We start from the raw sequence: 25,473 nt of genomic DNA on the forward strand, positions 1-25,473 counted from the left end.
GTTTTAGGAGCGGCGGAGGAAGATCATGAAGGTCAAGCCGAGCGTCAAGAAGATCTGTGACAACTGCAAGGTGATTCGTCGCCACGGCCGTGTCATGGTTATCTGCGAGAACCCTCGACACAAGCAGCGTCAGGGCTGAACCTGCGCTCAGACCGCTAAGCGGTCCGTACAGCACCTATCCCACGCGTAATAGCGCACCCCCGGTTCTCGGAGGCCGGGGCACCCACAATGGGTGGAGGAATAGGTGACGACCTCCGGGAAAACACAGGAGAACCACAAAAGTGGCACGCATTTCCGGTGTTGACCTCCCGCGCGAGAAGCGCGTAGAGGTTGCACTTACCTACATTTTTGGGATCGGCCGTACCCGCGCCGATGAGACTCTCAAGGCCACCGGTGTCAACCCCGACACCCGCGTCAAGGACCTAACTGAGGAAGACCTCGTCAAGCTGCGCTCTCACATCGACGCCAACTACCAGGTTGAGGGTGACCTGCGTCGTGAGATCCAGGCTGACATTCGCCGCAAGGTCGAGATCGGCTGCTACCAGGGTCTGCGTCACCGCCGTCACCTGCCCGTGCACGGCCAGCGCACCAAGACCAACGCGCGCACCCGCAAGGGCCCCAAGCGCACCGTTGCTGGTAAGAAGAAGTAATCAGCCCCCAGTTAAACCTCACGCGAAGAAGGAATTATGCCTCCCAAGAGCCGCACTGCTGTGCGTAAGCCGCGTCGCAAGGACCGGAAGAACATTACCCACGGTCACGCTTACATTAAGTCGACCTTCAACAACACCATTGTTTCCCTAACTGACACCACCGGTGCAGTTATTGCCTGGGCCTCCTCTGGCCAGGTTGGTTTCAAGGGCTCTCGTAAGTCCACCCCCTACGCCGCTCAGCTAGCCGCCGAGGCTGCTGCCCGTCGCGCCCAGGAGCACGGCCTGAAGAAGGTTGACGTGTTCGTTAAGGGCCCGGGTTCCGGCCGTGAAACCGCCATTCGTTCGCTGACCGCTGCCGGTCTTGAGGTTGGCTCCATTACGGACGTCACCCCCCAGGCTTTCAACGGCTGCCGTCCCCCCAAGCGCCGCCGCGTTTGATTTTTAAGTGACGACGGCGTCTGTAAGGCGCTGTCGTTTCCTTACATTCCAAGCGAGACTGCCGCTTAATGTAGTCATCAATCAATTGGTAGCGACGTCATATAGCGGGCGTCGAAACTGAAAGGAAATCTAAGTGCAGATTTCGCACCGTCCTGTGCTGAGTGAAGAGGTAGTCGAGGAGAACCGTCGTTCCCGGTTCATCCTGGAGCCCCTAGAGCCCGGTTTTGGTTACACCCTGGGTAACTCTCTGCGCCGCACCCTGCTGTCCTCCATCCCGGGGGCTGCCGTGACCTCGATCCGTATCGAGGGCGTGCCGCACGAGTTCCGCACTGTTCCTGGTGTTAAAGAGGATGTCGCCCAGATTATCCTCAACATCAAGGAGATCGTGCTTTCGTCTGAAAACGACGAGCCGGTCGTGATGTACCTGCGTAAGTCTGGCCCCGGTGTGGTTACCGCCGGTGACATTACCCCGCCTGCCGGCGTCGAGGTGCACAACCCCGAGCTGGTAATTGCCACTCTGAACGAGAAGGGCAAGCTAGAGATTGAGCTGACCGTTGAGCGCGGTCGCGGCTATGTCACCGCTAACCAGAACAAGGACCCTCAGGCTGAAATCACCCGCATCCCGGTGGACTCGATTTACTCGCCGGTGAAGAAGGTTTCCTACGCCGTGGAGGCAACTCGTGTGTCTTCGCGTACTGACTTCGACCGTCTGATCGTGGACGTGGAGACCAAGGTTTCCATGACCCCGCGTGACGCTCTGGCTAGCGCCGGTAAGACCCTGGTTGAACTGTTCGGTCTTGCTCGCGAGCTAAACGTTGAGGCTGAAGGTATCGAGGTAGGCCCCTCGCCGGCTGACGAAAGTCAACAGCAGGACCTGGCTATGGCGATTGATGACCTAGAACTGCAGGCTCGTTCCTCCAATGCCCTCAAGCGTGAAGGCATTCAGACGGTAGGCGAGCTGGTTGCCCGTTCCGAGGCTGACCTACTCGACATCCGTAACTTCGGCGCCAAGTCGATCCTCGAAATCAAGGACAAGCTAGCTGAGCTGGGTCTGTCCCTGAAGGGTTCCCCGGTGGACCTGGTTTCGGACGACAACTACGACGCTACCCCAACTTTCAGCGACGAGCAGGCCTGAGCCTTTACGCTCGTAAATTTTAGGAGACAATACTATGCCTCGCCCCACTAAGGGTCCCCGCCTCGGCGGTTCGGCGCAGCACCAGCGCCACATGCTGGCGAACCTGGCTACCCAGCTGTTCGCTTACGAGTCGATTGTTACCACTGAGACTCGCGCCAAGGTGCTACGCCCCTACGCAGAAAAGCTGATCACCAAGGCCAAGCGCGGCGACCTACACGCTCGCCGTACCGTGGCCCGCAAGATCACCGACGCTCAGGTTCTCAAGAACCTGTTCGACAACCTGGCTCCTCAGTTCGAGGGTCGCAACGGCGGTTACACCCGCATTGTGAAGCTGCCCAACCGCAAGGGTGACAACGCCCCCATGGCCCAGATCTCCCTGGTGCTAGAGCCGGTTGCTTCTAAGTCCATCGTGGACGATGCCGTCGCCACCGCCACCAAGGCTGCCAAGGCCGCCGTGGCTGAGGACAAGGCCGAGGAGACCACCGAAGCCTGAGCTTAACGCTTAGATTTGGGGCCGACACCGCTGGTGTCGGCCCCAAGTTTTGTTTAAGGGAGTTTTGCCTGGCGGCCTTTGTGTTCGGACGGTGGTCTGCGGTTCCCGGCGGCTGCCGCTATTTGCCCAGGCTACGGGTATCGGGGTGCGCGGGGGAGCAGCCTGTGGTGCCCGGGTGCGCGGGGGAAATGCCTGTGGTGCCGGGCATGCGGGAAGGGCCTGTGGTACCGGGCGCGCGGGGGAGCGGCGGCGCCGTCGTCGTTAAAAAAAGCTGGCGTGTGGCCGAGACCTTAACGAGAATGCGCAAAGTTGATTGTTTATGTGCTTTTATGAGCAGAACTGATCGGTTAGAATTGAGCTAAGGCAATCGGACCAACCGAGGAAGTGTCAATGATGACCGAGGAGCTAAAAACCTACACCGCACAAGAGCCACAGATTCATTTTGGTACCGGTGGCTGGCGCGCAATTATTTCTGAAGGCTTCACCCAGCTAAATGTGCAGCGCGTAGCCCAAGCCTTAGCGGCGCGCATCATTTCCCAAGGGGTAGCTGACAAGCCTGTAGTAATCGGCTACGATCAGCGTTTCTTGTCGCCAGAATTTGCCTGGTGGAGCGCCCAAGTACTGGCCGCAAACGGCATTCACGTACACCTAATCGACCGCCCCGCCCCCACCCCCATGATTATGTGGACGGTAAAAGACCTAGGCTGCGCCTACGGCATGGCCATCACCGCCTCCCACAACCCCGCAATCTACAACGGCATTAAGGTTTTCACCGCCGGCGGGCGGGACGCAGAAGTAGAAATCACCACGCCCCTGCAAGACGCGGCCAACGCCTTGGGCGCGGGCGACATCAAACTCATTGAGCTTAGCCAGGCTCAAGCTGCCGGGTTGATCAGCACCCAAACCTCAATGAACTGGTATATCGACTCGATCCTTGACTCGGTGGATGTGAAGGCTATTCGCCACGCCCACCTCAAGATCGTGCTAGACCCGATGTTCGGGGTTTCACGCACCTGCCTGCAAACCATTTTGATGACCGCGCGCTGCGATGTGGAGACCATTCACGAGCGCCGCGACACCCTTTTTGGCGGGCGCCTGCCCTCGCCGTCGTCGAAGACCCTGCACGCCCTAGCTAATGAGGTGCTTGAGCGTGGCGCGGCTATGGGTATTGCTACCGACGGCGACGCCGACCGCCTGGGGGTTATCGACAACACCGGTAAGTTCTTGCACCCCAACGAAATCCTGGTGCTGCTCTATGAGTACCTACTGGAAGAAAAGGGCTGGCATGGCCCGGTAGTGCGCAACCTGGCCACCACCCACCTGCTAGATAGGGTGGCGCGTGCTCACGGCGAGCAGTGCTATGAGGTGCCCGTAGGCTTTAAGTGGGTTAGCTCCAAGATGGCTGAGCATGACGCCATTATTGGCGGTGAGTCCTCCGGTGGTTTAACCGTTAAGGGGCATATTGCCGGTAAAGATGGCGTATATGCGGGCACATTACTAGTCGAAATGGTGGCTAAGAAAGGCAAGCATTTAAGCGAAATCTATGCCGATATTGTGGCTAAATACGGCCAGCTGGAAATGATTGAAACCGATTACGGCTTCACTATGGAGCGCAAAGCCCAGCTACTAGAGCAGATCTATGAGCGTCACGATCTGCCAGAGTTTGCGCAGGTGGTAGACCATGTCTCCTACCTGGACGGTTGCAAAGTTTATTTCGCGGATGACTCTTGGGTGGTAATTCGTTTCTCTGGCACTGAGCCTTTACTGCGCGTCTTTGCGGAAGCTCCCACTTACGAGCAAGCACAGGGCATTATTGATCAAGTAGTGGCTTACTATCAGCTGGCCTAAACGGGCTGGCTGGGTTGCGTTGCGCCTGGCGTCTTAGGGGCCTGGTGCGTTAGCGGCCTGATGAGTAGCGCTGGCTCGAAGGGGCCGGCTGAGATTACCTGCGCTATCGGGGTGGCTTGAACCGCCGGGCTGCCCCGAGAAACAGGTACAGACCTGGTCTAAGTGGCAAGGCCTTGAGGGAGGCTAAGCGCTTAGAAGGTACCTGGACTGATCCCCCAGGTATAAGAGTTTGAATGTATCTGGTTGCATTCAAACTCGAAAAAGTAGCGGTGCTTAGCGTAATCGCTGGGTTTGTTAAGCACCTCTACTTTTCGTGTGCGAATTTAGCTAAAAATTAAGCTCACAGAGACTATTATGTAACACACATGTACAGTTACATGATCGTTTAGGAGGTCTCATGAGCGAGTCCGAACCAAATCCCCAGGCTGTCCCTGAGCCATCTCCTGCATCGTCAGCTGCAGATGGATCAGTGTCTGCAGCCTCGGCGCCTTCAACAGATACTAGTGCCTCTAAGGCTGAGTCAACTCCAGCTGAGGGTGCAACCGAGTCGGCAGAAGCTGCGGCGACGTCGTCGGAACCTGCAGCGGCGGCAGAAGCGGCTGCACCGCAAGCTACGACGTCGGCCCCGCCGGCCCCTGCAGCTGCGGGTGCCCAGGGTGGCGCTGTGCCGCCTGCTCCGGGCCAGTTTGCCCCAGCCCCGCCGGCTCCCGGTATGCCAGCTGGCATGTCAGCCCCGGCGGTTGCTTCCGCGCCTGGTGTGCCCGCAATGGCTCCGGGCGTGATGGCTGCGCAACCGGGTATGGCTGCGCAAGCAGGTATGGCCCCGCAGGGCGCCCCCAGGCCGGTAAACCCGCGCACTGCTGCGCGTAACGCCTACATCACCCAGTGCTTCCGCGTGCCCGGAATTATTACCTGGGTAGCAGGCCTAGTGATTACGCTGGTCGTTGCCTTTATTGTTGGTGCAATCGCTAACTCTGTGATCACAGACCTAGCCGGTGATTTTATGAGCAGCGATGACGCGCCTAACCTGCTGGGTCCGCTTGCCGGTATGGCTCTGGGCGGCAAGGCAGATCTAACTGCCAGCTACTCCAGTATGCGCGCTGGGGGAGCGGCCCTGCGCATCCTGCCCTCCATCGGTCACCTGGTGATTTTCATTGCGATTGCCCTGCTGGCTAAGTTCCGCCGCGCCGGTGAGATTATCCCGGTAGATATCGCGGCAGTAGCTGCCCGTGCCGGAATTGAGGCATTTGGGGTGGCCGTGGTGTCCATGGTTGTCTTCCTGATTGCTGCTGTGGATACCAAAGATGTACACATTGCGGCTGATCCCTTTGCGGTTTTCTTCAACACCCTGGTGTTGGTGTTCCTGGCACTGGTGGTAGGGCGTTTTGCGACCTATAAGCACCTGCTGGTAACTGGTCGTAGCTCTATTGCTTATCAGGGTATCTTTGACGCAGTAGTCATTTTCGTTGTAAGTATTGCGGTTTGCTTCCTGTTCGGAGCCATTGTTCTGATGCTTAAGGATGCCAAGCCGGCGCTTGCTCTGGCCATGCCCTTAAACCTGGGGGTTATTGGTGCAGGTGTGGCCGCACTTGGCTACATCGGTATCACCTTGCGTGGTTTGGGTGAATGGAGCGGTTCCTCGCGCGGCCTGGGTGACATGTCTGCGTTCGACGGCGGCGCTATCAGCCTGATGCTGGCGGCCTTGGTAGTTATGTTTATCCTGGCCACCGTGGCTGTGGCCGTGCTGCGTCGCCCCAACTACGGGCCGGTTCGTTGGCTTTACATCGCTTATGCTGCGCCGACCGCGCTGGTGCTGTGGGGTTACAGCATTTACGCTTACGCACGTTTCTCGCTGAACATGGATGCGTTGGGCTATGGCGGTAAGGGTGACGTCGGCCTGGCCCCGGTAAACATCGTTAACCTGGTGATCTACACGGCGCTGGTTTCCCTGGCTGCTGAGTTTGCCCCGCGTTACCTGCGCAACCTGCGTTTCCGCCCGGTGCTGGTGCCGGCTGCTGGTGCGGCGGCTATGGCTGCAGGGACGACGCCGACCGTGGCTGTGCCCGGTGCGGTGCCGGCTGTGCCTGGCGCAGTGCCGGTGGCTGGTTCGGCTCCCGTGGTTACTGGCTCGATGCCTGCGGTTGCGCCTAGCGCCGCTACTGGTTCAGTGCCGGTAACTAACCCGGCTGCGGTGGCTATGCCCACCGCCAATGTGGCCTCTGACCAGCAGCTGCCGCTGACTGGAAGTGCTGGTGTGGCCTCTGGTGCCACCGCCTACAGCGCCCCTGGGGTGGCTAGTGCGCCGGCGTCGGGCCAAATGAACCCCTACACAACCACTTACCCGCGCGCACCGCGTAAACCGCTGAGCAAGAAGGCCAAGGTCTCTCTGGCGGCGGTGCTGGCAGTAGTGCTGGTGGTAATCATTGGCGTAGTTGGAGTGAACGTGATTAACTCCGGCCGCACCGCTGAAGAAACCGTGCGTAACTATGCCCAGCTGATTGCTGACGGTAAGTACGATGAAGCCAATAAGGTAGTGGACCCGGGAGTGGCAACTAACATGCGGATGCTGCTGACCGATAAGGCTCACGACGGCGTCAAGAATGCAGTCAAGGTGGAGTCGGTGACTCAGAAGGACACCGGCGAGAAATCTAAGCTTTCTTACGTTGAGGTTGTTTTACGCATTAACGGTGAACGCAGCTCCTACTATGTGAGTGTAAAGCAGGGCGATAATGAGTACGGGGTGTTGAAAACCTGGAAGATCATGAGTCCGCTGCTGACTAGCGCGATTAACTTCCCTGCTAGGGGTGAGGTGAAGGGCTACAAGGTTGGTTCAGTTGATCTGACTGTACCGGCGCCTCAGGACGGTGCTGCGCCAATGTTCTTCCCAATGTATCCGGGTGTTTATAACGTTGAGGTTCAGGGTAGTAACCCTGGATACGTCAAGACCTCTTTGAATAAGAAGCAGATTGTGGTGGCTACCGATGGTAGGAGCGGCGACGGTAAGTATCTGTCGGAGTCTCAGTCAGGGCTTGAGGTTAAGGTGGAGCCTACCGATAAGCTCAAGAGCTGGGCTTTGGATCAGGTGCGCGACAAGGTTAAGTCTTGTGCTTCTACCTCAGGTACCAATATGGATAGTGACTGCCCCTTTGAGGTGCGCAGCAGGGATCTTGATGTGTTGGAGGTAAAGTCGCTGCCCACCAGCCTCGATACCTTCGAATACTCTGACTACGACCACAGGATTCGGGTGCAGGGTACCGGTACTATCACGTATAAGTACAAGGATTCCAGCTACGTTAAGTGGGATCGTCAAGACGTGGACTACGAGGTTACCGGTTACATCTCCTTTGATGAAAAGGGACAGCCACAAATTAAGTGGGGCTACTACTAAACCTCAGTGAACGCTGGTAAACCAAGTTGGTGAGCCGAATCGGTAAACCGGTTAGTGGTCTAGCCGGTTAACCAAACCGGAGACTGACGAGCTAGTTGGTGACCTGACGTTAACCCAGTTGGTTAACCGAACTGAGCGTTTAAACGTGAACCTAGTTCATGTTTTAGTAGTAAGGCTTAGTTAACCATACTGAACGATGGCTGTGGGATGCTGTAAAACAGCATCCCACAGCCATCTTTAACCTTATTTACGGCTCAAATGAAGGTGTGGTCAGCTATACTCAAGTTCGTACTACTCCAGCAATCTGGGCGTTTTTGATTATGAAAGCTGAAAATCGTCTCGTTAGGGAGACTAGGCGCTCATCTGCGCCTTCATCCAGGAGGCCAGGGCGCTCAACTATGCCTCCATATAGGGGGTCTAGTAGGAGGTCTAGGCGAGGTAGGGTGCGCGTATCTGCGCGTAAACGGTCTAAGCGCAGGGCCACAGTTTTACTATTGACAGCGTTAGTTGTAATGCTAGTACTAGCTGTAGGTGCCGTTTCAATAAAAGTAATTAACTCTGAAAGTACTCCTGAAGCTACCGTGCGCGACTATGTACAGTTGATCGCTGACGGTAAATACGACGAAGCTAATAAGGTAGTGGACCCAGGGGTTACCGGTACCCAGAGTGAGCTGCTAACAAGTAAGGCTTATAGTAAGGTCAAAGGGGCAGTAAAATTTGACTCTATAAGTGGGTTGCAGTACGACAAAGACGATGATTCTGCAACTGTTAACGTGGATCTACTAGTAAGCGGTCATCCTATGGAAGCTGAGCTGAAGGTAGAGTCATATATAAATAATTTTGGTTTACGTAAGTGGAAGATCCTTACTCCACTATTAGTTCAGGTGCAAATTTATAGGCACGCATATTTGAGCTCCTACAAAATTGGCTCAGCCATTGTGAATATGAAATCACAAGATCATTATGGCTCGGTAAGTTACATGATGTATCCAGGAGTTTATAACATTGAGCCGACAAGTATAAACTCCCAATATGTTAAAGTTGCGCCTAAACACAATAAGTTTGTGGCCGTAGTCAAGTCTCGTACTAGTACCGCTGCTCTTGGGGCGCCGACTTACGTTAACTTGAATTTTGATAGTTATGCTGCTGTAGAGCCTACAGAGGCTGCAAGGGCTTGGGCGTTGCAGCAGATTCAAGACAAAGTTAAGGACTGTGGCTCTTTTGCAGGTGCCAAGCGAGATCACTCTTGTCCGCTTGAGGTGCGAGGTAATGATGTTGCCTCGGTGCAAGTAAAAACCTTGCCCGACCAGCTGAAGTCCATTGAATATGTTGAGAAAAATGGTCTGATTGAGGCTAAAGGTGACGCTGTAATTACAGTGAGGTATGGCTACTCTGGGCCTTCGGCTGGTGAGGTTAACGATATGGAGTACACTGCGACCGCTTCCATATCTTTCGATGAGCAAAGACAACCGAAAATCAGTTGGACTGGTTGGTAAATCGCTAAGCTAGGGCCTTCCGGCAGTCATGTGGACTGTCGGAAGGGTTGTCTTGGACTCTAGAAGTTTTATCTCTGGCCTTATTGGCGCCCCAAATAGGGGTGTGGTCAGCTATACTCGAATGCATCATTGGTCTAACAAACTGGATGTTTTGATTATGGCTACAGAGAGCGGTCGACATGCTGAAGGCTTCAAGATTTCGCCTGAAGGTCTTAGGCGAGAAGGGGTTCCAAAAGGAGCTCCCGCAAGGCCTGCGGCTGCTTCACGTAGGCCGTTAACCAAAAAGGCAAAACTCTACCTGGCAGTGACGCTAGCAGTGGTGCTGGCGCTGATTGTAGGTGTGGTTTCGGTAAGAGTGACTAACTCTGGGCACACTCCCGAGGCTGCCGTGCGTGAGTATGTGCAGCTAATTTCTGACGGAAAATACGATGAGGCCAGCAAGCTAGTAGATCCCAGCAGTTCCAGCTCTGACTGTAAAATGCTATCTAGCAAAACTTTTAGCGGAGTTAAAGGTGCAGTCAAATTTGATTCCATAAATAATTTCAAATATGACGAAGATTCCGATACTGCAACTGTTATTGTAGTTGTATTGGTAAATGGGCGACCCATAGAATCTGGATTACAGTTATCCAAAACTAGTCGAGGAGCAAATAACTGGAAGGTCGTCAGTCCGCTGTTAGTTAATGTGGAATTTCAAGGTCACCCATATTTATATTCCTATAAAATTGGTTCAGTTGTTCTGGATGTGGGATATAGAGAAGATGTAGGTTACGGCTCGTCTATATCTTGCGTGATGTATCCAGGAGTTTATAACATTGAGGGGCAGAGCGTAAATTCCGAGTATGTTGAGATCAACTCAGTGGGTAAACAGTTTGTTGCTGTTGGTATGCAACATGGCGATAGCTACTCTGAAAGTGATTTTTATGCCAGTTTTGAGTTCAATAAACATTTTACTGTTAAGCCTACAGAAAAACTAAAGACTTGGGCGTTACCGCAAATTCAGAGTAGAATTAAATCTTGCGCATCTATTTCTTATCCCAGGAAAGATAATTCTTGTCCTTTTGAGACGTGGTCTCCAGTTGTTCACTTTAAAGCTCTGGAAGTAAAGACATTACCCACCGCTCTATATTCCGTAGCTTATGTTAATGGTACTAGCCTGATCACAGCTAGAGCTGATGGTGTAATTAGGGTAACTACTGCCAAATCTAGTGGCACTTCAGGTCAAGAAATAAGTGAGACTAAAGATTTTTATTACAATGCAGTTGGTGTAGTCGATTTTGATAAAGAAAGACAGCCTGTACTTAAATGGAGTGTTTGGGATGTCTGATATGAGTAATGAAAATAATCGTTACCCTAAATACGTTGAGGTTCCATCTAACCGGGTTAAGCCGGCAGGTTCCTCTGGGTGGTCTGTTGCAAAAACTGCTGATGTTTTTCGTAAACGACTGAATCTGAAGCTCTGTCTGGCAGTTGTGCTAGCAATGGTACTGGTGTTGATTGCAGGTGTGGTTTCGGTAAGAGTGATTAACTCTGACCGTACTCCTGAAGCTGCTGTGCGTGAGTATGTGCAGTTGATTGCTGACGGAAAATATGATGCAGCCAGCAAGCTGGTAGATCCTGGCGCTAATAGCTATCAGCGCAGACTGTTGAGCGATAAAGCTTATAGTGGCGTTAAAGGCGCGGTTAAAGTTAACTCTATAACTGTGCAAGAGCGCAATTCGTCGACAGTAAATGTTCATGTAAGTTTGCAGGTCAAAGATAAGTCTGCGAACCAAACATTGCAAGTGAAGCTAGCTGAGAGTGACTGGTTGGTAAATAATTGGAAAATAGTCACCCCGCTAGTCACGCATTTGACAATTACTCCCGAGGACGAGTTCTTCAAGTCTTATAAAATAGGTTCGGTTGTTGTAGATTCCAGCCTGGAAGCTGATGGTAAATTTAACTATCTAGTATATCCTGGAGTTTATAATGTTGAGGTGCAAAGCGCTAATCCTGAGTATTTTGCTACTAGCCTACCAAGCAAGCAGGTAGTGGTGGCTGACAATAACGCTGAATCTTTTAACGAATCTACTACGCAGATTGATGCTAGTGTTGAACCTACGGAGAAACTTAAGGGTTGGGCTCTAAGTAAAGTTCAAGAAAAAGTTAAAAGCTGCGCCTCTGAGGCGGACAGACACGATTTGGTCTGTCCTGCTTACTTGCGATTAGGTGATCTTAATGAGATTGAGGTAGAAACGCTGCCAAGCAGCCTGGATTCTATCTCGCTTTATGAATATCATAACGAATATGAGCGTAATTATACTTTTAGAACCATCTTTGTTGTTAAAGCCACTGGCATCTATATGTCAAAACCTGTCTATAAATCTTATTCTGAGAATGGTTCTTATGCTTATAGGGCTGAGAAAATGGAATATGTGCGAAGTGAGATAGTTGGTTATATTTACTTTGATGCCTCTGGGCAACCGGGAATTGGTTGGGGGATACTTCAGTAACAATCAATAAATCCGATTGCTTGGCCGCGCTCGGGCAGAGGCTAGCGCGTCCAGATGCCTGCCCTGGTCACAGCGTGGACAAGCCTGAACGGATCTGGATAGCTCAGTTAACCTAGAGGTCAATCAGATATACTCGCGTATCGTTAGCCTAACAATATGCACCTTTCTCTAGAACCATGAGCTCTCGTAGAACCCGCAGCATCTCACTTCCGGCCTGGCTTAACTGGCAGGTCTATGCGGTTGCGGCAGCTTTAGTGGTAGTGCTGGTGATAGGCGTCGTCGCCCTACCGCGACTAATCAACCCAGTGAACACCGGCGCCGAAGCAGCCGTACGCACCTACATGCAGCTACTAGAGCAAGGCAAATACGAGGCGGCCACAGCGGCCGTGCCCGTCAAGATCCCCGGTGATACTGGGGTTAACCTACTCAAATCCCAAGCCGCTGAAGGTGCTGAAGGCAAACTCAGACTCATCTCCGTGAGCACCGGCATGGTTAGCGGCGACACCACCGCCATCACCGTTCGCTACATGGTAGGCGACGGCGCACCACAGCAGGCAGTGGTCAGCGTTAAACCCAGCAAAGTTGAGCGCCCCTTCATCGGCAAATGGGCTATTACAACTTCACTGGCTCACAGTGTGGATATTTCCATCCCCTCAGCCGTAAACCGAGTTACAGTCGGCACCATTTCCGTACCGCTGCCCTTAGCAGGTGCAGACAAAAACGGTTACCGCCACGTCAAAGCCCTGGCCTATCCGGGTTCATATTCCCTTATCTCTGGCACAGTAAACCCCAAATATTTAACTGCGGGCCTCGCCGTCACCCCCACTGGCCAGCGTGAACTGGTGGTTACCGAGTCTCAGCATGAGGCAACACTTATCGTTAACCCCACCGCTGAGCTCTCACAATGGGCTTTGAGCTGGGCTCAAGAACAGGTGCGGGCCTGCGCTGAGGGATCTGGCGGTGAGGCCTGCCCAGCCCAGGTGCGTAACGTTGCTGCCTCCCAGCTGACGTTGCAGTCTCTGCCAAGTCGCTTATTAGACATCGACGGCGACAAGTTCAGTGCCGTCGGGGTGATTCGGGTTAGCGGCCTAGGCAGCCAAGACAGTGGCGTGCAAGTTTCAGTAAGGATTGACGCCACCTACACCTTCGACCCTGCCGGCAACCCCCAAGCTCAGGTCATTCCCCAATAAGCCGGTTAGCCGCAGGCTTGGCGCTTGGTGGCTTCCGCGCTTGGCGCGCTTTGCATTTCAGGCTTGGCGCTGGTGTATGAACGCATAGAAGCGCGCTTGCCATAACGGTGGCCGCTAGCGCTAACAGCAGCCGCGAGCGCCGTCGTCGTCGTAAATGTAAATAAAAACCGCAGCAAAAAGCGGGCCCGCATTTAAGCGAACCCGCCAATTTAATTAAGCCGGCTGACGCCAGCGGCACTAGCTAAAGCCAGGTCAAGGACTAAATAAGCCGGCGGCACCAGCTGAGGCCAGCTAGCCAGCCTGGGGGATTAGTCGCTGGTGCGAGCCAGATCCCAGCAGCGCGCCCCGCCGGTCATACCCGCCTCATTGGGGACCACCACGACGTCCTCGCCGATCTTAGCCAGGTTAGAGGCAGTGATCCGGCGAGAGTTGCCGCCACCTAGGTAAAGGCGGTCCCACACGTACATCGGTCGCAGCGCATCAACCACCAGGCGCACGCGCCGTGACCAGTGCGAATCACCCAGACGCAGGCGCTCATGCTCACCAATGTAGTCGTCATAGGTTAGGCCCCAGCGGATCGGGCCCTGAGAAACCTCCACGTGCGGGGCCAGGCGGCCATTATCAAAAATGGCGTTACCCAAGCCGGTCCCCAGCGTCACGATCATCTCCAGACCCTGGCCGGTCACCACGCCCGCGCCGGCCACCTCGGCGTCATTTAGCACCAAAGTGGGTAAATCCAGTTGGTTTTGCAAAGCCTCACGCATATCAAAGCGTGCCCACAGCGGCACCAGCTCAGGCATCACCTTGGAGCGCGGGCCAGACTTGGTGATGTAGTGCGGCGTCGTGATCACCACCCCGTGGCGGATCATGCCTGGCATACCCACGGTGATGCGCTGTGCTCGTGGTAGCTGCTTGGCCAGGTCAACGATGGTTTCTACCAGGCGCTCAGGGGGGAGCGGATAAGGCGTGGGGGTGCGCAGAGCCGGCGAAATAATGTTGCCGGCGCTGTTTAGCACGCTGGCTTTAATGCCTCCGCCGCCGCAGTCCACGCTCAGGGTCGTTACGTCACTCACGCCCTTACCCTAGCGCTGATGTGCTCAAATGGGTGCATGTTTGGTTACCGTGATTGCGTTGGCGAGCCGGCCAGTGGGGCCGAGGCGGGCGCCGGGCCGGCCGAGGGCGTTGGTGGGCCGGCCGGTGGTGCCGAGCCGGCAGAGATGCAGATTGAGGACGGCGGCGAGGCTGGCCGGTTGGCCGGGGCGCACCTGGAAGGCGCGTGCGCTGAGGAGGTCGCCGGTGCCGGGGCGCAAACCCCACAGTTGGCGGCCAATCTGGCAGCAGCCCTGCGCCCCAAGGTGCGTGTGCGCATGGACCTGGCCTACGACGGCACCTTCTTTCGCGGCTGGGCCGCCCAGCCTGGCCTGCGCACCGTACAAGGGGAGCTAACCGAGGCCCTGTCCACCATTTTGCGCGTCCCCGTGCAGCTCACCGTCGCCGGCCGCACCGACGCCGGGGTGCACGCCAGCCACCAGGTGGTGCATTTCGACGTCGACACTGAAGCCTGGCAAGCCCTAGCTGGACGCAACGGACTCGACCCTGCCCAGGCGCTGCGACGTCGGACCCAAGCCCTGCTCAAACGGGCCGCAAACCCCAAAACTACCTCGCGCCCGGAGCCGGGGCTGGTGGCGCTGGGGGCGAGCGCGGGCAACGGCGCGGACATTGTGGTGGGCGCGGTGAGCCAGGTGGGCGGCGATTTTGATGCGCGCTTTAGTGCCCTGCGGCGCACCTACCGTTACCGCGTGGCCGACGGCGTGGCGCGGCACGACCCCCGCCTGCGCTCCAGCGTGCTGTGGACTGACGAGGAACTGGACCTGGAAGCCATGAACCGTTCGCTGCAGCCGCTGCTGGGAGAGCACGAGTTTTTGTCTTACTGCAAGCCGCGCCAGGGGGCATCCACTATCCGCAGCCTGCTCGCGGCCGCGTGGAGCCGGCCCGAAAGCGGTGTTGATGCTGGTCTGGCCGTGTTTGAAGTCAGTGCCGACGCGTTTTGCCACCACATGGTGCGGTCCCTGGTAGGGGCCACGCTGACGGTGGGGCAGGGGCGCAATAGTGAGGAGTGGCCGGCGGCGCTGTTAGCGCGGCGCTCGCGGGAGTTGGCGGCTCCGCTGGCGCCTGCTCATGGGCTGACTTTGGAGGCTATCACCTACCCTGAGCCGCGCCGCTGGGCTGAGCAGGCGCAGGCCGCGCGGGTTTTGCGCACCAGCGCTGCTGATGACTAAATGTTGTGACTAAATGTCGTGACTGAGTGGATGCAGCCAGTTGGGTGACTGGATGGATGCGGCTGGCTGGGTGACTGGGTGTGGCCGGCTGGGCTGGGGTTGGCCGGGCTGTGTCTGACTGGCTGTGTCTGGCCGGTTGTGTCTGGCCGGCCGCGTGCGGTTGCTGGGCGCAGCCAGGCGGCGGTAGCAGGGGAGTGAAGGGTGCCGGGCGGCGTCGTTGTTGTTGGCAGCGGGGCTGAAGTATGCGGGCCAAGGAGGCGGCCCGGCGTCGTCGTTGACGGGGCGTGGGTAGGGCCGTAGGTGGGGGCACACAAAAACTGACATTTCGTCCGTTGCCTATAAAACCCCATGAATTTTTTATAGGGAAGGGATGAAATTGCCTGTGTTTGTAGATGAAATTGCCTGTGTTTGTAGATGAAATTGCCTGTGTTTGCCTGTAGTGGTGGGCTTCACGGGGGTGGGGTGGGCGAGAATCTTTGACCTAGTTGTATGCCTTGGGTAAAGTAGTCATGTCTTGCAGCACGTCTGTGCGCGCTTGCGGTGCGCTCCCACTCGCCCCACGCGCTACGTGCTCCAGCAACGTTCACCTGACCACGGTGGGTTATACAAAAAGCTGTGACGCTTCAACATCAGCTAAGTGTGCCCACCGCCAAGTAGAAACGAAGGCAAACGCCCGTGCGTACGTACACACCGAAGCCCGGCGACGTCGAGAAGAACTGGTACGTCATTGACGCCACCGACGTCGTGCTGGGTCGTCTAGCGGCTCAGGCCGCAACCCTGCTCCGTGGGAAGCACAAGCCCCAGTTCGCCCCTCACGCGGACACCGGCGACTACGTCATCATCATTAACGCTGACAAGGTCGCGCTGACCAACGGTAAGGCTGACAAGAAGATCGCTTACCGTCACTCTGGTCGTCCCGGTGGCCTGACCGCCACCAGCTACCGTGAGCTACTGGCTACTCGTCCCGAGTTCGCCGTAGAAAAGGCCATCAAGGGCATGATTCCCCACAACAAGCTTGGCCGTGCCCAGCTCAAGAAGCTGAAGGTTTACTCTGGTAGCGAGCACCCGCACCAGGCCCAGAACCCTCAGGTTTTCGAGATCACCCAGGTCGCTCAGTAAGCGCTCAGCGCACGAGCCTCATAACGTAAAGGACATATCGTGGCTGAGACCACCATCGACATTGAGGTACTGGACGAGGAGAACGCTCCCGCCAGCTACACCACTGAAACCGAGACCACCGGCGAAGGCCGTGGTCAGTCCATCACCGCTCCCGGCGCCGGCCTAGGCCGCCGCAAGGAGGCCGTTGCTCGTGTACGCCTAGTACCCGGCACCGGTAAGTGGACCCTAAACGGACGCACCCTGGAGGACTACTTCCCCAACAAGCTGCACCAGCAGCTAGTGCGTTCCCCGTTCACCATCTTGGACCTAGAGGGTCGCTTCGATGTGATCGCTCGTATCCACGGTGGCGGCGTCTCCGGCCAGGCCGGCGCTCTGCGTCTAGGCATTGCCCGCGCCCTGAACGAGATCGACCGTGAGGCCAACCGCGCCACCCTAAAGAAGGCCGGTTTCCTCACCCGCGACGCCCGCGCTGTTGAGCGTAAGAAGGCCGGTCTACACAAGGCCCGCCGCGCTCCGCAGTACTCCAAGCGCTGATCGCGTTTCGCGCTTTATCTGCTCACACCCCGCTACCTGTACATGGTGGCGGGGTGTGTTGCGTTTTAACTGGTTGTGGGATAATTGCTTTATTAATTGAGCTTTTGCAGGAGGAAATCAATGGCTCGTCTATTCGGTACTGACGGTGTGCGAGGCCTAGCTAACGACCTACTCACCCCCGCCCTGGCGGTGCAGCTAGGTGAAGCTGCTGCCCGTGTACTAACGGAAAAGTCGCCGGCTAAAGGCAACAAGCGTCCGCGCGCTATCGTCGGTCGAGACACCCGTGCTTCAGGAGAATTCCTAGACCACGCTATCTCTGCAGGTTTGGCGGCCTCCGGCGTCGACGTCACCCGCGTCGGGGTTCTTCCCACCCCCGCCATCGCCTACCTCACCGCCGCCCACGACATTGACCTGGGCGTTATGATCTCCGCTTCCCACAACCCCTTCCCCGACAACGGCATTAAGTTCTTCGCCCGTGGCGGCTTCAAGCTCGAAGACGCCGTCGAAGACCGCATTGAAGCCCTACTCACCGCCGAGCACGAGCGCCCCACCGGCGCCGCCGTCGGCCGCGTAATCAAGGGCGAAACCGTAGCTGACCAGGCCTACATCAACCACCTGGTGGCTTCCACCGGCACTGACCTGTCCGGCCTGCGTATCGCCGTGGACGCCGCCAACGGCGCTGCCTCTAAGGTGGGCCCTGCTGCGCTGCGTGCTGCCGGCGCTGAGGTGCTGGTTATCAACGCCTCTCCCGACGGCCTGAACATCAACGCCCAGGCCGGCTCCACCCACCCCGAGCAGCTACAGAACTACGTCAAGTTCGTGGGTGCGGACATGGGTGTGGCCTACGACGGCGACGCCGACCGCTGCATGGCCGTTGACGCTGAAGGCACCTTGGTAGATGGCGACCAGATCATGGGTATCCTCGCCATTGGCGCTAAAGCTGACGGCACCCTGGCCTCCGACACCCTGGTAGTGACGGTTATGAGCAACCTGGGTCTGCTGCTGGCCATGCGCAAGCACGGTATCCGCACTGTTCAGACCGGTGTGGGTGACCGCTACGTGCTAGAGAAGATGCTCTCTGGCGGCTACGTGCTTGGCGGTGAGCAGTCCGGTCACGTCATCGACTCCATCCACGCCACCACCGGTGACGGTATCCTCACCTCGCTGCGTTTGGCGGCCCGCCTCAAGCGCTCTGGCAAGACCCTCAAGGAACTGGCCAGCGTAGTTGAGCGCCTACCCCAGTCGCTGATCAACGTCCCCAACGTGGACAAGCACGCCGCTTCCACTAACGACGCCGTCCAGAGCGCCGTGGCTAAGGCTGAGGCTCGCCTAGGTGAGACCGGCCGCGTGCTGCTGCGCCCCTCGGGCACTGAGCCGCTGGTGCGCGTAATGGTTGAGGCTGCCACTCAGGAAGAGTCCGACGCCGTCGCCGCTGAGTTGGCCCAGGTGGTTAAGGACAACCTGGCTCTGTGACGCCCTAAAACCTAGCTGCGCACTTAGCGTGCTCAACGCGCTGGCGTTCGCCGCGCTGCCGCGTTCAGGCGCCAGCGCTCACCGCGCCCAAAGCAGCAAATGCGTTAGTGCGCAGCTAAACACTGCAGCTAAACACTAAGGCCGGCCCGAAATTTCGGGCCGGCCTTTGCTTGCCTCTGTGCTTGGCCTGCGCGGCAGCTAGGCCTGGCAGCCGGGGCGCCCAGCTCCGCTTTGGCAGCTGAGCGTGGCGCTCGGGGGCGGCTGCCTTGCCGCTGCGCGCCGTATGCAGGCGCCGCCCAACCCTACTCTTTGCGCAGGCGCATATAGTCCATGTGGTGGTTGGCGTCTTTATGTAGCAGCAAGGTGGCACGGGCGCGGGTGGGCTCAATGTTTTCAATCAAATTGGGCAGATTGACGGTATCCCAAATCTGGCCGGCCCCAGCCAAAGCGACGTCGTCGTCAATATCAGCATATTTACGGAAGTAAGAGTCAGGCTGAGTAAAAGCCGTGTGTTTCAAAGTTAAAAACCGCTCCAAATACCAAGAGCGAATATTGGCGGCGTCGGCGTCAACGTAGATAGAAAAATCAATAAAGTCACTAACCGCCATAACCGCCTGGTTGTTAGAGGCACGCGGGGCTGGCTGGAGCACGTTTAGGCCCTCCAGCACCAGCACGTCAGGCTGACGCACATCCACCTTACGGTCAGGTACCACGTCATAAATCGTGTGGTCATAAAGGGGCGCCTGCACCAGGGGAGCGCCAGATTTAACCGCGCTAATGAAATCAAGCAGGGCGCGCCGGTCATAAGACTCTGGGAAACCCTTACGGGCCATTAGTCCGCGTCGCTCCAACTCGCTGTTGGGTAGTAAGAAACCGTCAGTGGTCACCAAAGACACCTTGGGTGTGGCCTCAAAGCGGGCTAGTAGGTGAGCTAGTAGGCGGGCGGTAGTGGATTTACCCACCGCCACTGAGCCGGCCACCGCAATTACAAAAGGCACATGCGTGGGTTTAATGCCCAAAGTACGCGCCACCGCCTGGCGGCGCAGCTGGGTAGATTCAATATAAGTCTCTAAAAGTGCCGATAAAGGCCGGTAAACCGCATCTACCTCAGGTAGCTCAATGGGGTCATCTAAAGAACGCAAACGTTCCAGATCGGCTTCAGTTAGCGGCAGGGGGGCGTTAGCGGCTATACGGCCCCAAGCTTCACGTTTAATCTCTATAAACGGGCTGTTCTTATGCCAGATGGGCAGCCAATCTAGGGGGTTAGCAAAATCGCTCACGGCTCTAGTTTGGCTTACAAACCCGCCAAAGATAAAGCGCAGACCTAAGCGGCCTGGGTCATATGGCCGCTACGCTGTGGGAATAGTAAGCAAGCTCGCGCCTTTCAATCATTGTTTTGCGCATTAAATACATGATTCAATCAAGTTTATGTGTGGAATCGTTGGACATGTCGGACCGGTAGCGGTCCCCAGTGAACGTAGCCTAGAAGTACTACTAGATGGTCTTAGCCGCCTGGAATACCGTGGCTATGACTCCGCTGGCGTAGCCCTACTGACGGATGAAGGTGTATCCGTACGTAAGGAAGCCGGCAAGCTAGAAAACCTACGGGCGCAGATCGCTGCCCACCCCGTAGCCCCGGCCACCGCCGGTATTGGTCACACCCGTTGGGCCACCCACGGCAGCCCCACTGCCGCTAACGCCCACCCGCACGTGGCCGGACACATCGCCCTGGCACACAACGGCATTATTGAAAACTTCCGTCCCCTGCGCGAAGAGGTAGAAAGCCTCGGGCGCACCCTACTATCCCAAACTGACTCTGAAGTTGTTGCCCACCTGCTAGACATCGCCTACAGTGCGCTGCGTGAAGCCAACCCTGCTGGCGACCCGGCCCTGCAGCTGCGTGAAGCCATGGCTCAGGTAACCCCGCGCCTGGAGGGTACCTACGCCCTGCTAGCCATCACCGCCGACGCCCCCGGCACTATCGTGGCCGCGCGTCGCTCCTCCCCGCTGGTTTTGGGCGTGGGTGAGGGTGAAAACTTCGTCGGTTCCGACGTCGCCGCTTTCGTAGCCTTCACCAAGCAGGCTGTGGAGGTGGACGACGACCAGATCGTGCTGATCACCGCCGCTGGCATTGAAATTACCGACGCCGCCGGCCAGGTAGTAACCGAGCCGCACGGCTGGGAGGTCACCTGGGACGCCTCCGCCGCCGTCAAGGGCGGTTACGACACCTTCATGAACAAGGAAATCCACGACCAGCCCACCGCCGTGGCCGACACTCTGCGTGGCCGCATGGACGACGCCGGTGAGCTGCAGCTAGACGAAATGCGTATCGACCCCGCAGTGCTACGCAGCGTGGACAAGATCATCGTGGTTGCCTGCGGCACCGCCGCCTACGCCGGTCACGTAGCCAAGTACGCCATCGAGCACTGGTGCCGTATCCCGGTAGAAATCGAGCTCGCCCACGAGTTCCGCTACCGTGACCCGATCGTAAACGAAAAGACCCTAACCGTTGCTATCAGCCAGTCCGGTGAAACCATGGACACCATCCAGGCTGTGCGCCACGCCCGCGAACAGGGCTCGCGCGTACTGGCAATCGTTAACACCTACGGCTCCACCATTGCCCGTGAAGCCGACGCCGTGCTCTACACCCACGCCGGCCCCGAGGTTGCCGTAGCCTCCACCAAGGCCTTCCTGGCCCAGATCACCGCCTGCTACCTACTGGGTCTATACCTGGCCCAGCTGCGCGGCAACAAGTGGCCTGAAGAGGTAGCTGACTACCTGGCTAACCTGTCCGCCATGCCTGAGCGCATCCAGCGTTTCCTAGATGAGAGTGAAGAGCAGGTGCGCGCCCTGGGCCGCGAACTGGCTGACAACAACTCCTTCCTGTTCCTGGGCCGCCACGTGGGCTACCCGGTAGCCCTAGAGGGCGCCCTCAAGCTCAAGGAACTGGCTTATGTGCATGCTGAAGGCTTTGCCGCCGGCGAGCTCAAGCACGGCCCTATCGCCCTGGTAGAGGAAGGCCTGCCGGTATTCGTGATTGTGCCTACCCCGCGCCGCCCTGTGCTGCACGACAAGGTCATCTCCAACATTGAGGAGATTCGCGCTCGCGGCGCCCGCACCATTGTGATCGCTGAGGAAGAAGACCACGCTGTGGACGCCTTCGCTCACGACGTGATCCGCGTGCCCGCCGCCCCCACCTTGATGATGCCGCTGCTGAGCGTGGTGCCGTTGCAGGTGTTCGCCTCCGCTTTGGCTCAGGCTAAGGGCTATGACGTGGACCAGCCGCGTAACCTGGCCAAGTCGGTAACGGTGGAGTAATACCGCTAGACTCAAGGCATGTATAGCGGCATCGATGTGGTGGATATTGAACGCTTTAGTGACCGTATCGAGGCTAATGCCGCTTTAATGCAGCGCCTGTTTAGCGCTGGTGAACTTGATAGTTGCAAGGGCGCGCTGCCTTCTTTGGCGGCGCGCTTTTGCGCTAAAGAGGCGGCCTTGAAGGTGCTGGGCCAGGCCGACGTTGTTGCCCACGCTACCTGCTTTGGTAGCGACGACGGCGCTGGCGTGGCAGGGGAGGGATTCGTCCCGGCAGGGCTGGGTGCCCCTACAGACCAGTCCAGCAACAGGGCGAACCAGGGCAGCGGCCTGGCAGGGCTGAATTTTCGCGATATTGAGGTCACCAGCCGTCCCGGCCAGGCCCCCCAACTGCGTCTACATGGTCAGGTGGCGGCGTGGGCGCGGCATTTAGGACTACACAGCTGGCGAGTGAGCCTAGCTCATGACAAGGTAGCCATGGCCCAAGTTTGGGCTAGCGGTGGCCCGGTAGAAGCTGGCTGTAAGGTCAGCTCGCACGACGCCGCCTTGGCTCGCTACCTGCTTAAACCCGAGGCTGACAGCCACAAATACTCACGTGGCGTGGTGCGTATAATCGCTGGCTCGCAGCGTTTTCCTGGCGCCGGGCTACTGTGCGTGGCGGGAGCTAGCCATAGTGGGGTGGGCATGATCCGCCTAAACGCCCCTGAGCGCGTAGAAAACCTGGTGCTGGCCGCCCATCCACAAATTGTTCCTGACGGCCCAGCCTTAACCGGAGCCTGCGACGCCCTAGTGCTCGGCCCGGGGCTAGACGCCCAGAAAGCAGACTGGGAGGCGCTGACCCAGCTGCTAGAAAACACCCCGGCAGTAATTGACGCCAGCGCCCTAGAGCCAGTTTGCGCCCTGATTAAAGAGGGCAAACTACGCCTGCGTGCTCATCACATCCTCACGCCTCATGACGGGGAACTGGCTCGCTGCCTAAACCTGTTCGCGGGCACGGATACAGATAAAACCGCAGGTGAAATTGCGAGAAAACTGGCAGACAAGGTGGATAAACCCCTTGGCAAGTTTGCTGCTGAAACTAGCCCTGCGCTGCAGCGGCGCATCCAAAGGGCCCAGCAACTGGCGGCATTAACTGGGGCCTGCGTGCTAGCTAAAGGCAATCGCACTGTGGTGGTAGATGCCGAAGCCCGAGTCTACCTCCTGCCTGCGGCCACGCCCTGGCTGGCTACCGCCGGTAGTGGGGACGTACTGGCAGGTCTGATGGGCGGCTTGCTGGCCCTAAACGTACGCGCCGGCGCGGGGTGCGCTGGCGGTGATGCTCAGGGGTGCGCCGCAGCCGCTTCAGGCAGTGCCGCTGCTTCAGGTAGCGCCACTAGTGCCGACGCCGCCCTAGCCCCCGAAATTGCGCAGCTGGCTGCGCGCCTACACGCCCTAGCCGGGCAACTAGCAGCCGAAGCAACCGGCCCAAAACTCGCAAAGGCACCCGCCCCAAAAACAACCGACGCAACCGGCCCAAAACCCGCAAAGGCACCCGCCCCAAAAACAACCGACGCAACCGGACCAAAGTCCGCCAGCGCCGTCGTCGACCACCCCATAACCGCCCCAGAAATAGCCGCAGCCATCCCCGAGGCCTGGGCCCTGTACGCCAGTGCTGCAGCAAACTGAGCTGATGGCGGCTAAAAGTGGGACAATAGCGCCGTGACTGAGCAACTAAGTAGCTATCAAATTCCTTGGACGGGAGCACAAACCGCCCGCGCCATTATCGATCTCGACGCCCTGGCCGCCAATGTGGCCCAACTTCGTAAGTTTCACGGCGGGACTTGGATGGCTATCCTCAAAGCCAACGCCTATGGGCACGGCCTAGGCCCCATGGCACTAGCCTGTATGCGTCAAGGCGCCACCTGGCTGGGCGTGGCACAGTTACACGAAGCCCTACGCCTGCGTGAATACCTCGACGCCGCCGGAGTAAAGCCGGTAGACGCAGCCCAGCTAGCCCAAAACCCGGCCCTAGCTACCGCCCAAACCCCCAGGATTTTCACCTGGATCATGCCGCCGGTTAGCCCCCAAGAAGCTGCCCAGGCAGACTCGGGCCTGCGCCAGGCGCTGCGGGCCAAGCTAGACCTATCAGCCTCCACCGTGGAAGTTTTGCAGGCCATCATCGCCGCCGCCAAAGCTGAAGACACGTGCGCCTACGTGCACCTAAAGGTGGACACCGGCATGGCCCGCGCCGGCGCCAACCTAGAAGACCTAGCTGACCTGGCCCAACGCGCCGCCCAAGCCCAAAGCCAGGGACACATTAAGGTAGTGGCGCTATGGTCGCACCTGGCCCGCGCAGACGAAATCCTCATCCCCGCCACCGGCCAGCAGCTAGAACGCTACCGTCAAGGCCTGCAAATCCTGGCCGACGCCGGCATTGACGTGCCGCTGCGCCACCTGGCAGCCACCGCCGGCACCCTGTGGCACCCCGACACCGCCGCCCTAGACATGGACCGCTTCGGTATTGGCCTATACGGTCTAAGCCCCGACCATACCGTGGCCCGCGCCCAGGATCTAGGCCTACACCCAATCATGCGCCTAGAAGCCCGCCTAACCCAGGTCAAGCACATCAAAGCCGGTCAAGGCGTCTCCTACGGCGCCACCTGGCAGGCCCCCACCGACCGTTGGGTAGGGTTAGTGCCGCTAGGCTACGGCGACGGCATTTTGCGTAGCGCCTCTGACCGCGCCCCCATCCTGGTAGGCAAGCAACGCACCCACATTGTTGGGCGCGTATGCATGGATCAAGTTATTGTAGACCTAGGTCCCACCAGCAACCCGGACGGCACCCCCCGACCCGCCCCCGCGCGCGCTGGCGACCTAGCCATCCTCTTCGGCGATCCCGCTCCCTTAAACGGCCCGGCTAACCCGGCCATCCCCACCGCTGAAGACTGGGCTACCGCCTGCGGAACCATCTCCTATGAGGTGGTCACTCAGCTACGCGGCGCCCACCTACCGCGCTACTACGTTTCCCAAGGCTCCTACCAATTAGCGGAGATTCCCCAATGAGCACATACGTCACCCACACCACGGATGCCGATTCCACCCGGGAATTCGGCGCCCGGCTAGCCCCGCTGCTACAAGCCGGAGACCTGGTGATGCTTTCAGGTGAGCTAGGTGCCGGTAAAACCACTCTGGCCCAAGGTATCGGCTCAGCCTTAAACGTACGTGGGCGCGTATCTTCACCCACTTTCATTGTGGCTCGCGTGCACCCCTCCCTGGTCGGCGGACCAGACCTGGTGCACGTAGACGCCTACCGCCTCACCAGCCTAGAAGACCTCGAAACCCTGGATCTGGATTCCTCCCTGGAAGAATCCATCACCCTGGTTGAATGGGGCGAAGGCATGGTAGAAGGCATCAGTGACAATCGCCTAGAAATCAAGGTGGAACGTCCGCAGGGGGGACTGGCAGGTGCCGATGCTAGCGGCATCACTGACCTGGGCGGCGTCGACGACGGCGCCCGCACCATCACCCTTACCGGCTACGGTCCGCGCTGGGAAAAAGCGCTCGACCAGTTCTAAGCCATGAACTGGCAGGTGGCCGGCCACGGGCAGTCCAGTTTCGGCGCGCTCGCGGCAAAAGTGCCAGGT

At 57.8% G+C, this 25,473-nt stretch carries 21 protein-coding genes and 1 pseudogene; 19 read left to right on the forward strand and 3 right to left on the reverse strand.

Annotation, left to right across the window (positions count from 1 at the left end; genetic code table 11):
- Nucleotides 1-25 precede the first annotated feature (25 nt).
- The 11 genes and pseudogenes from rpmJ to HMPREF0045_RS07970 all read left to right on the forward strand — a co-directional run bounded on the left by rpmJ (nt 26) and on the right by HMPREF0045_RS07970 (nt 13,130).
- Nucleotides 26-139, forward strand: coding sequence for a 50S ribosomal protein L36 (rpmJ, locus tag HMPREF0045_RS10225; protein ID WP_005987264.1), 114 nt, complete (start codon nt 26-28; stop codon nt 137-139).
- A 142-nt stretch (nt 140-281) separates the two neighbouring features.
- Nucleotides 282-650 carry a 30S ribosomal protein S13 gene (rpsM, locus tag HMPREF0045_RS07930; RefSeq protein WP_005987265.1) on the forward strand — a complete coding sequence of 123 codons (369 nt, stop codon included), beginning with the start codon at nt 282-284 and terminating at the stop codon, nt 648-650.
- 36 nt (nt 651-686) lie between these two features.
- A complete protein-coding gene (gene rpsK, locus HMPREF0045_RS07935) occupies nt 687-1,088 on the forward strand; it encodes a 30S ribosomal protein S11 (RefSeq protein ID WP_005987267.1) in 402 nt (133 codons plus the stop codon).
- Between the two features lie 133 nt (nt 1,089-1,221).
- On the forward strand, nt 1,222-2,223 hold the full coding sequence (locus HMPREF0045_RS07940) for a DNA-directed RNA polymerase subunit alpha (protein ID WP_005987269.1): 1,002 nt from the start codon (nt 1,222-1,224) through the stop codon (nt 2,221-2,223).
- A 34-nt stretch (nt 2,224-2,257) separates the two neighbouring features.
- A pseudogene (gene rplQ / locus HMPREF0045_RS07945) lies at nt 2,258-2,710 on the forward strand (50S ribosomal protein L17); the annotation flags it as partial.
- 396 nt (nt 2,711-3,106) lie between these two features.
- Nucleotides 3,107-4,564: a phosphoglucomutase/phosphomannomutase family protein gene (locus HMPREF0045_RS07950; protein ID WP_231196720.1), complete on the forward strand. Its 1,458-nt coding sequence runs from the start codon at nt 3,107-3,109 to the stop codon at nt 4,562-4,564.
- Between the two features lie 397 nt (nt 4,565-4,961).
- Nucleotides 4,962-7,952: a hypothetical protein gene (locus HMPREF0045_RS07955; protein ID WP_005987275.1), complete on the forward strand. Its 2,991-nt coding sequence runs from the start codon at nt 4,962-4,964 to the stop codon at nt 7,950-7,952.
- Between the two features lie 494 nt (nt 7,953-8,446).
- Complete coding sequence (locus HMPREF0045_RS07960; RefSeq protein ID WP_155813176.1) at nt 8,447-9,448, forward strand: hypothetical protein; 1,002 nt, start codon at nt 8,447-8,449, stop codon at nt 9,446-9,448.
- A gap of 121 nt (nt 9,449-9,569) precedes the next feature.
- The gene (locus tag HMPREF0045_RS10555) at nt 9,570-10,775 is read left to right on the forward strand and encodes a hypothetical protein (protein ID WP_155813177.1); all 1,206 of its coding nucleotides are present in this window, start codon (nt 9,570-9,572) and stop codon (nt 10,773-10,775) included.
- The gene (locus HMPREF0045_RS07965; protein ID WP_005987281.1) at nt 10,768-11,940 is read left to right on the forward strand and encodes a hypothetical protein; all 1,173 of its coding nucleotides are present in this window, start codon (nt 10,768-10,770) and stop codon (nt 11,938-11,940) included. The genes HMPREF0045_RS10555 and HMPREF0045_RS07965 overlap by 8 nt, the downstream gene beginning before the upstream one ends.
- Nucleotides 11,941-12,116: 176 nt before the next feature.
- Nucleotides 12,117-13,130, forward strand: coding sequence for a hypothetical protein (locus HMPREF0045_RS07970; RefSeq protein ID WP_005987283.1), 1,014 nt, complete (start codon nt 12,117-12,119; stop codon nt 13,128-13,130).
- Between the two features lie 5 nt (nt 13,131-13,135).
- On the opposite strand, the gene HMPREF0045_RS10560 is transcribed toward HMPREF0045_RS07970, so the two are convergent.
- Both HMPREF0045_RS10560 and HMPREF0045_RS07975 read right to left on the reverse strand, forming a co-directional pair.
- Entirely contained in the window at nt 13,136-13,321 is a 186-nt protein-coding gene (locus HMPREF0045_RS10560; RefSeq protein ID WP_155813178.1) for a hypothetical protein, read from the reverse strand.
- 117 nt (nt 13,322-13,438) lie between these two features.
- Nucleotides 13,439-14,203: an ROK family protein gene (locus tag HMPREF0045_RS07975; RefSeq protein WP_005987285.1), complete on the reverse strand. Its 765-nt coding sequence runs from the start codon at nt 14,201-14,203 to the stop codon at nt 13,439-13,441.
- Nucleotides 14,204-14,239: 36 nt separating this feature from the next.
- Between HMPREF0045_RS07975 and truA the strand changes: the two genes are divergently transcribed.
- The 4 genes from truA (at nt 14,240) to glmM (ending at nt 18,535) form a co-directional block, all read left to right on the forward strand.
- Nucleotides 14,240-15,409 (forward strand): tRNA pseudouridine(38-40) synthase TruA, encoded by a 1,170-nt coding sequence (gene truA / locus HMPREF0045_RS07980; RefSeq protein ID WP_005987287.1) that lies wholly within the window; start codon nt 14,240-14,242, stop codon nt 15,407-15,409.
- A gap of 675 nt (nt 15,410-16,084) precedes the next feature.
- Entirely contained in the window at nt 16,085-16,528 is a 444-nt protein-coding gene (rplM, locus tag HMPREF0045_RS07985) for a 50S ribosomal protein L13 (RefSeq protein ID WP_005987289.1), read from the forward strand.
- Between the two features lie 39 nt (nt 16,529-16,567).
- Nucleotides 16,568-17,062 carry a 30S ribosomal protein S9 gene (gene rpsI / locus HMPREF0045_RS07990; protein ID WP_005987291.1) on the forward strand — a complete coding sequence of 165 codons (495 nt, stop codon included), beginning with the start codon at nt 16,568-16,570 and terminating at the stop codon, nt 17,060-17,062.
- A gap of 120 nt (nt 17,063-17,182) precedes the next feature.
- Nucleotides 17,183-18,535, forward strand: a complete 1,353-nt coding sequence (gene glmM, locus HMPREF0045_RS07995; protein WP_005987293.1) for a phosphoglucosamine mutase — start codon at nt 17,183-17,185, stop codon at nt 18,533-18,535.
- Between the two features lie 302 nt (nt 18,536-18,837).
- Here the strand turns inward: glmM and coaA are convergent, their stop codons facing one another.
- Nucleotides 18,838-19,815, reverse strand: a complete 978-nt coding sequence (gene coaA, locus HMPREF0045_RS08000) for a type I pantothenate kinase (RefSeq protein ID WP_005987294.1) — start codon at nt 19,813-19,815, stop codon at nt 18,838-18,840.
- 148 nt (nt 19,816-19,963) lie between these two features.
- Between coaA and glmS the strand changes: the two genes are divergently transcribed.
- From glmS to tsaE, 4 genes are read left to right on the forward strand one after another with little or no spacing between them, the layout of a single operon-like run.
- Nucleotides 19,964-21,853 carry a glutamine--fructose-6-phosphate transaminase (isomerizing) gene (gene glmS, locus HMPREF0045_RS08005; RefSeq protein ID WP_005987296.1) on the forward strand — a complete coding sequence of 630 codons (1,890 nt, stop codon included), beginning with the start codon at nt 19,964-19,966 and terminating at the stop codon, nt 21,851-21,853.
- A gap of 18 nt (nt 21,854-21,871) precedes the next feature.
- The gene (locus HMPREF0045_RS09795) at nt 21,872-23,515 is read left to right on the forward strand and encodes an NAD(P)H-hydrate dehydratase (RefSeq protein ID WP_005987298.1); all 1,644 of its coding nucleotides are present in this window, start codon (nt 21,872-21,874) and stop codon (nt 23,513-23,515) included.
- Between the two features lie 33 nt (nt 23,516-23,548).
- Entirely contained in the window at nt 23,549-24,892 is a 1,344-nt protein-coding gene (gene alr, locus HMPREF0045_RS08015) for an alanine racemase (protein ID WP_005987300.1), read from the forward strand.
- Nucleotides 24,889-25,404, forward strand: coding sequence for a tRNA (adenosine(37)-N6)-threonylcarbamoyltransferase complex ATPase subunit type 1 TsaE (gene tsaE, locus HMPREF0045_RS08020; RefSeq protein WP_005987302.1), 516 nt, complete (start codon nt 24,889-24,891; stop codon nt 25,402-25,404). Before alr ends, tsaE begins: the two co-directional genes overlap by 4 nt.
- Nucleotides 25,405-25,473: the final 69 nt, after the last annotated feature.

The organism is Actinomyces graevenitzii C83 (genome assembly GCF_000239695.1).
GTDB classification, from domain to species: domain Bacteria; phylum Actinomycetota; class Actinomycetes; order Actinomycetales; family Actinomycetaceae; genus Actinomyces; species Actinomyces graevenitzii.

Bases quoted from the DNA above. Each gene is read 5' to 3' on its own strand.
- rpmJ (WP_005987264.1), top strand. From the start codon at position 26: ATGAAGGTCAAGCCGAGCGTCAAGAAGATCTGTGACAACTGCAAGGTG.
- rpsK (WP_005987267.1), top strand. From the start codon at position 687: ATGCCTCCCAAGAGCCGCACTGCTGTGCGTAAGCCGCGTCGCAAGGAC.
- HMPREF0045_RS07950 (WP_231196720.1), top strand. From the start codon at position 3,107: ATGATGACCGAGGAGCTAAAAACCTACACCGCACAAGAGCCACAGATT.
- HMPREF0045_RS07955 (WP_005987275.1), top strand. From the start codon at position 4,962: ATGAGCGAGTCCGAACCAAATCCCCAGGCTGTCCCTGAGCCATCTCCT.
- HMPREF0045_RS10555 (WP_155813177.1), top strand. From the start codon at position 9,570: ATGCATCATTGGTCTAACAAACTGGATGTTTTGATTATGGCTACAGAG.
- HMPREF0045_RS07965 (WP_005987281.1), top strand. From the start codon at position 10,768: ATGTCTGATATGAGTAATGAAAATAATCGTTACCCTAAATACGTTGAG.
- HMPREF0045_RS07970 (WP_005987283.1), top strand. From the start codon at position 12,117: ATGAGCTCTCGTAGAACCCGCAGCATCTCACTTCCGGCCTGGCTTAAC.
- HMPREF0045_RS10560 (WP_155813178.1), bottom strand. From the start codon at position 13,321: ATGCGGGCCCGCTTTTTGCTGCGGTTTTTATTTACATTTACGACGACG.
- truA (WP_005987287.1), top strand. From the start codon at position 14,240: ATGTTTGGTTACCGTGATTGCGTTGGCGAGCCGGCCAGTGGGGCCGAG.
- glmM (WP_005987293.1), top strand. From the start codon at position 17,183: ATGGCTCGTCTATTCGGTACTGACGGTGTGCGAGGCCTAGCTAACGAC.
- glmS (WP_005987296.1), top strand. From the start codon at position 19,964: ATGTGTGGAATCGTTGGACATGTCGGACCGGTAGCGGTCCCCAGTGAA.
- HMPREF0045_RS09795 (WP_005987298.1), top strand. From the start codon at position 21,872: ATGTATAGCGGCATCGATGTGGTGGATATTGAACGCTTTAGTGACCGT.
- tsaE (WP_005987302.1), top strand. From the start codon at position 24,889: ATGAGCACATACGTCACCCACACCACGGATGCCGATTCCACCCGGGAA.